The organism is Streptomyces boncukensis (genome assembly GCF_011045075.1).
Lineage (GTDB): Bacteria > Actinomycetota > Actinomycetes > Streptomycetales > Streptomycetaceae > Streptomyces > Streptomyces boncukensis.
Genome location: NZ_JAAKZZ010000387.1, coordinates 1 through 7,161, shown reverse-complemented (window position 1 = coordinate 7,161; position 7,161 = coordinate 1). Strand labels below are relative to the sequence as shown.

At 75.9% G+C, this 7,161-nt stretch carries 1 protein-coding gene; it reads right to left on the bottom strand.

All coding sequences use genetic code 11. The features are described 5' to 3' along the window. Positions 1-7,132, bottom strand: a 7,132-nt coding sequence (locus G5C65_RS27465) for a beta-ketoacyl synthase N-terminal-like domain-containing protein (RefSeq protein ID WP_338146694.1), incomplete at its 3' end; no start/stop codon positions are given. Positions 7,133-7,161: the final 29 nt, after the last annotated feature.

Below are 7,161 nucleotides of genomic sequence, written 5' to 3'. Positions count from 1 at the left end.
CCGCGTGAATCAGCACCGACTCACCCGCCCCCAGCCCCGCCAGCTCCACCAGCCCGAACCACGCCGTCGAGAACACCACCGGGACCGCAGCCGCATCGCGCCAGCTCCACCCCTCCGGCACCGGCACCACCACCCGGGCGTCGGCCACGGCAACGGAGGCGAAGGCGCCCTCGAAGAGGCCCATGACCTCATCGCCCGCGCTCAGACGGGTCACCTCGGCGCCGACCTCCAGCACCACGCCCGCGCCCTCGCTGCCGCGGAAGGCCCCGTCTCCCGGGTACATCCCCAACGCGATCAGTACATCGCGGAAGTTGACGCCCGCCGCGCGCACCGCGATCCGCACCTGCCCCGGCTCCAGGGGCTCCAGCGCCTCCGGACACGGCTGCACGGTGACGCTGTCGACCGTCCCGGTCGTCTCCATGCCCAGGCGCCACGCGCCCTCGCGGGGGATCTCCAGCTCGCCGTCGTCGTCCGCGCGCACCAGACGGGGCACCAGCGCCCGGCCGTCGCGCACCGCCAGCTGCGGCTCGTCGGCGGCCATCGCCTGCCGCAGCGCTTCCGGCACACCGGTGGCGCCGTGGCCGCCGGGGTCGAGGTCGAGGAGGAGGAACCGGCCCGGGTTCTCCGACTGGGCGCTACGGACCAGGCCCCAGACGGCCGCCCCCGTCGCGTCCACCGTCCCGCTGCCGGGGCCTTCTGCCTCCACGGCGCCCCGGGTGACCACCGCGAGCCGAGCGGTGCCGAGCCGCGGCTCGGCCAGCCAGCGCTGGACCAGCTCCAGCGTCCGCTGCACCTCCGCCAGCGCCTCGTCGGGGTCGGGCTCGGGGTCGGCGCTGGAGGGCGGTTCCGCGCAGGCCAGCACGAGCGAGGGCACGGGAGATCCGCCGTCGAGCGCCTCCAGCAGCGCCGTCAGACCGGAGTGACGCTCCGCGTGCTCTTCCAGGCCGTAGGTGTGCCGGCCGAGCACCGCCCAGTCGGCTGCCGGTCCGGACGGACCGCCGTCCGCTCCGGCATCCGCTCCGGCGTCCGCGCCGGGCAGCGGGGCCCAGTCGAGGACGAACCGGCCGTCCGCGACGCGCTCGCCGGGGGGCGTGAGCTGGTCGGCGGCGGCCGGGCGCGTGACGACCGAGTCCACGTCCAGCACCGGGGCGCCCTCGGTGTCGGCCACCGCCACCCGCACGCCGTACTCGCCGTTCCCCCGGGCGGGGAGCGGTGTCAGCCGCACCCGGACCGCTGTCGCGTCCCCGGCCCGGAGCGACACGCCGTTCCAGGAGAACGGCAGCCGCACGGAGGGGTCTGCTCCGTCGTCCGGGCCCTCGTCCGCGAGCAGACCCGGGTGGAGAGCGGCGTCCAGCAGGGCCGGGTGGATGCCGAAGCCGCCCGGCTCTCCGGCGGCTTCGGGAAGCTCCACCTCGGCCAGCAGATCCGCCCCGTCCCGCCATACGGCACGCAGGCCCCGGAAGGCCGGGCCGTAGGCATGGCCCGCGGCGGCGATCCGCTCGTAGAACCCGTCGACGCTGACAGCCCTGGCATCCGGCGGCGGCCAGACCCCGCCGGCGCCGGGCTCTCCGGCCGGCGCGCACGCCTCCGGGGCCAGCACGCCCTGCGCGTGGCATGTCCACTCCGCCTCGGCGGCCGTTCCCTCGTCGCGGTCGGGACGCGCGTACATCCGTATCTCGCGGCGCCGGTCGGCTCCGGGGACGCCGACGACGATCTGTATCCGTACGCCGCCCTCCGCCGGGAGCAGCAGCGGCGCCTGGAGCACCAGCTCCTCCACTCCGCCGCAGTCCGCCTCGTCGGCGGCCCGCAGGGCCCACTCCGCCAGTGCGGCCCCCGGCACCAGGGTGCTGCCCAGAACCTGGTGGTCGGCCAGCCAGCCCTGGGCGCCGACGGCGGAGATCCGGCCGGACAGCAGCAGCCCGCCGTCGGCCAGGGCCACCGCCGCCGGAAGGTGGGGGTGCTCCACCGGGCGCAGTCCCGCCGTGTCCATGTCCCGGAAGCTTCCGGTTCCCGCCCCCTGGGATGCCTTCAGCCAGTAGCGCTCGCGCTGGAAGGCGTAGGTGGGCAGGTCGACCGTACGGCGCGCCGCCGCGGTCTCGGGGAACCAGCTCGCCCACTCCACGGTCCTGCCTGCCGTGTGCAGCCGGGCGAGGCTGTGGGACAGGGCCTGGACGTCGGACTGCTTGCCGGTGAGAGCCGAGAGCACCAGCGGTGCGGGCCGGTGCGCGCCGTCCGCCGCTTCGCGGTGGTCGAGGGTGTGCTGTGCGGCGGTCGCCAGTACGGGGTCGGGGCCCAGCTCCAGGAAGGTCCCCGCCTCGGGCGCGACATGGGCGACGGCCGGTGCGAAGAGGACGGGCCGGCGGATGTGCCGGGCCCAGTACTCCGGCGTGGCGATCAGCCCGTCGGCGGGCCGCCCGGTCAGGTTGCTGATCAGCTCGATGGCCGGGGGGTGGTACGCGAGGTCCTCGACGGCCTGCGTGAACTCCTCCAGGACCGGTTCCATCAGGGGCGAGTGGAAGGCGTGGCTCACCGCCAGCGCCTTGGTCCTGCGGCCCTTGTCCGCCCAGCGGGCGCTCATCCGGGAGACCGGCTCGGCCGGACCGGATATCACCGTGCTGTCGGGGGTGTTGAGGGCCGCGAGGGAGAGCTGCCGCGCGTCCTGGTCGCCGTCGATGTCGTCGGACAGCTCCTCCGCGCTCGCCTGGATCGCGGCCATGGCTCCGCCCGCGGGGAGCCGCCCCATCAGATTCGCCCGCGCGGCCACCAGCCGGCAGGCGTCGGCCAGGTCGAACACCCCGGCGAGGTGCGCGGCGGCGACCTCCCCGATGGAGTGCCCGATCACCGCATCGGGCTCCACCCCGAACGAGGCCAGGAGCCGGGCGAGGGCCGTCTCCACGGCGAACAGCCCCGCCTGGGCGTAGGTGGTGTGGTCCAGCAGCCCGTCCTGACCGGGTGAGCCGGTGAACACCACCTGCCGCAGGGGGTGTTCCAGACGGGCGTCCAGGTGCCCGCACACCTCGTCGAAGGCGGCGGCGAAGACCGGAAAGCGCTCGTACAGCCCGGCGCCCATGCCCAGCCGCTGGCTGCCCTGGCCGCTGAACAGGAACACCGTCTTCCCCGCACCCGACGCCGAACCCGCACCCGCACCCGACCCCGCACGCGCCGGGGCGGCGGGCGGAACCACGCCGGGGTGTACGTCACCGGCCGCCAGGGCGCCGACGCCCGCGAGCAGCTGCTCGCGGTCCTCGCCGAGGATCACGGCCCGGTGCTCGAACTGCGAACGGGTGCTGACCAGCGACCAGCCCACCTCGGCGGGCGCGGCCTCCGGCTGCCCGGCCATCCGCCCGGCGAGCGCGGCGGCCTGGCCGCGCAGCGCCTCCGGCCCGCGTGCGGACAGCACCCACGGCACCACCCCGTCCAGCGGCTCCGGTTCGTCCGCCGCGGCCTCGGGGCCGGGCTCCGGGGCCTGCTCCAGGATCACATGCGCGTTCGTGCCCGAGGCGCCGAAGGAGGACACCCCCGCGCGGCGGAGACGTCCGCTGTCCGGCCACTCGACCGGGTCCGTCAGCAGGCGTACGGCGCCCGACTCCCAGTCGACGTGCGGGGAGGGCTCGTCGATGTGCAGCGAGGCGGGCAGGACGCCGTGCCGCAGCGCCTGCACCATCTTGATCACACCCGCCACCCCGGCGGCTGCCTGGGTGTGCCCCATGTTCGACTTGACGGACCCCAGCCACAGCGGCCGGTCAGCGGATCGGTCCTGGCCGTAGGTGGCCAGCAGGGCCTGTGCCTCGATGGGGTCGCCGAGGGTGGTGCCGGTGCCGTGGCCCTCCACCGCGTCCACCTGGTCCGGGGCCAGCCGTGCGCCGGCCAGCGCCTGGCGGATCACCCGCTCCTGCGAGGGCCCGTTCGGCGCCGTCAGACCGTTGCTCGCACCGTCCTGGTTGACGGCCGAGCCGCGGAGCACCGCCAGCACCCGGCGACCGTTGCGCCGCGCGTCCGACAGCCGCTCCAGCAGCACCAGCCCCACGCCCTCGGACCACCCCGTGCCGTCGGCGGCCGCGGCGAACGGCTTGCACCGTCCGTCCGGGGCCAGTCCGCGCTGCCGCGAGAAGCCGGTGAACACGTCCGGGGTGGCCATCACCGTCACCCCGCCGGCGAGCGCCAGCGAGCACTCGCCCTGGCGCAGCGCCTGAGCCGCCAGATGCATGGCCACCAGCGACGAGGAGCACGCGGTGTCCACCGTCATCGCCGGGCCCTCCAGACCGAGCGTGTAGGCCACCCGGCCGGTGACCACGCTCCCCTGGCCCGAGAGCAGCGCATAGCCCTCCAGCTGGGCGTCGCCGCCGGCCGTACCGGCTCCGTAGTCGTGGTACATCACACCCGCGTAGACACCGGTCCTGCTGCCCCGCAGCGCGGCCGGGTCGATTCCCGCCCGTTCCAGCAGCTCCCACGACGTCTCCAGCAGCAGCCGCTGCTGCGGGTCCATCGCCACCGCCTCCCGGGGGTTCACCCCGAAGAACGCCGCGTCGAACTCGTCGGCGCCGTGGACGAAGCCGCCCTCGCGCGCGTAGCTGGTGCCGGGGTGGTCGGGGTCCGGGTGGAAGAGGCCCTCCAGGTCCCAGCCCCGGTCGGCGGGGAACGCCCCGATCGCCTCGCCGCCCGAAGCCACCAGGTCCCACAGCTCCTCGGCCGAGGTGACCCCGCCCGGATACCGGCACGCCGTGGCCACGATCGCCACGGGCTCGTCCGCCTCCACCGGAGCCGCCACAGGTGCCGCCCGCGGCGCGACGCTCCGACCGCCCAGCCGGGTGGACAGATACCCGGCCAGCGCGCGCGGCGTCGGATGGTCGAACACCAGCGTCGCGGGCAGCCGCAGATCCGTGGCCGCCGACAGCCGGTTGCGCAGCTCCACGGCGGTCAGCGAGTCGAACCCCTGCTCCTTGAAGGCCGCTTCGGCGCGGACTCCGCCGGCCGACCGGTGCCCCAGCACGGCGGCCACGTACTGGCACACCACGTCCACCAGCACACCGACCCTGCCCTCCTCGTCCAGCCCGGCCAGCCGAGAGGCCAGTTCCGTGTCCTCCCGGCCGTCCGCCGCGGTACGCCGGATCCGGGCCCCGGCGGCGGCAGCCGCGAGTCCGCGCAGCGGAGCGGGCAGCAGCCGGTCGGGCAGCGCGGCCAGAGCACGGCGGTTCAGCACCACCGCCAGCAGATGCGGGGCACCGTGCCGGCAGGCCGCGTCCAGCAGCGCCAGCGCCTGCCCGCTGCCCAGCGGCGTACTCCCCGAACGGGCCAGCCGGGCCAGATCGGCTTCGGTCAGGTGGCCGGTCAGTCCACTGGCCTCGGCCCACAGCCCCCAACCGACCGACAGCCCCGGCAGCCCGCCGGCCTGCCGGTGAGCGGCCAGCGCGTCGCAGAACGCGTTGGCCGCCGCGTAGTTGCCCTGCCCCGGGCTGCCCAGGCAGGACGCGGCGGAGGAGAACATCACGAAGGCGGCGAGCGGCAGATCCGCCGTCGCGGCGTGCAGCTGGGCCGCGGCGGCGGCCTTCGCCCGCCACACCGGCGCCAACCGCTCCGGCGACTGGGAGGCGACCACCGCGTCGTCCAGCGCTCCGGCCGCGTGCACCACTCCGGTGAGCGGATGGGCGGGGTCCACTCCCCCGACCAGCTCCGCCACCTGGTCCGCTTCGGCGACGTCGGCCGCGAGCACCCGGACCCGGGCGCCCAGTCCGGTCAGCCGGGACGCCAGCTCCTGCGCCCCCGGGGCCTCCGGGCCCCGGCGGCCGACCAGCAGCAGATGCCGCACGCCCCAGGTGCGGACCATATGCTCGGCGACGAGTCCGCCGAGCACCCCGGTGCCGCCGGTGATCAGCACCGTGCCCTCCGGGTCGAGCTCCGGCAGCCCGCTGCCGTCGGCCTCGGGCTGGGCCCTGGGCCGGGCCCTGGCCACCCGTGGTACGAGCAGTTCTCCGCCCCGCACCGCGAACTGCGGCTCGTCCGCCGCCAAGGCGCGCCGGATCGCGGGGAGCGCGTCGGCGCCGTCTGTGTTCCCCAGGTCGGCCAGGACGAACCGGCCGGGCTCCTCGGCCTGCGCGCTGCGCACCAGCCCCCATACCCCGGCGCCTGCCAGGCCGGGGGCGCCGGACGCGACCGCTTCCCGGGTGACCGGGACGAGCCGGGCGTCGGCCAGCCGGGGCTCGGCCAGCCACGACTGCACCAGCCCGAGCACGTACTCCAGCGCGTCCAGCCCGTCCCGCCCGTCGCCCTCCGCCAGGGCGTCGGCGAACACCACGGAAGGGGCGGGGGCACCGGCGTCGAGCGCCGCCAGCAGAGCGTCCAGCCCCGGATAGGACACGGCTCCCAGACCGAGCGTGTCCGGACCGACCACGGCCCAGTCGTCCTGCCCGGCCCCGGGGCCGGGGCCGGAAGCGTCGGGTTCGCAGGGGATCCAGTCGAGGGAGTACAGGCTCTGGACGTCCTGTTCCGGGGTACGGAACTGGTCCGGGTCGGCCGGACGCAGCACGACCGAGTCGGCGCTCAGCACCGGCGCGCCCGCGGCATCGGCCACAGTCAGCCGCAGGACGCGCTCGTCCCGCGAACGCTGCTGCGGGGCGATCCGGACGCGGACCCTGCGTGCTTCACCCGCCCAGAGCGAGACCCCGGCCCAGGCGAACGGCAGCCACAGCGGCCCGCCTTCACCCGGCTCGTCGACCAGCATTCCCGGGTGGAGCGCCGCGTCCAGGAGCGCGGGGTGGATGCCGTAGCCCTCCCTGTCTCCGGCGGCTTCGGGCAGCTCCACCTCGGCCAGCAGATCCGCCCCGTCCCGCCATACGGACCGCAGGCCGCGGAAGGCCGGACCATAGCCGTACCCCGCCGTCTCCGCCCGCTCATAGAACCCGCCCAGATCCACGGGACGCGCCCCCGCAGGAGGCCACGCCTCAGCCTCGAACCCCTCGGGCCGGACGCCGGGTTCCGGGCTGAGCGTGCCGGTCGCATGGCACACCCACTCCCCATCCGCGCCATCCGGCGCGGCACACGAACACACCTGCACCTCGCGCCGTCCGCCCGCGTCCGCCGCTCCCACCACCACCTGCACCCGCACACTCCCCGACTCGGGAAGCACCAACGGCACCTGCAACGCCAGCTCCTCCACCCCCGCAC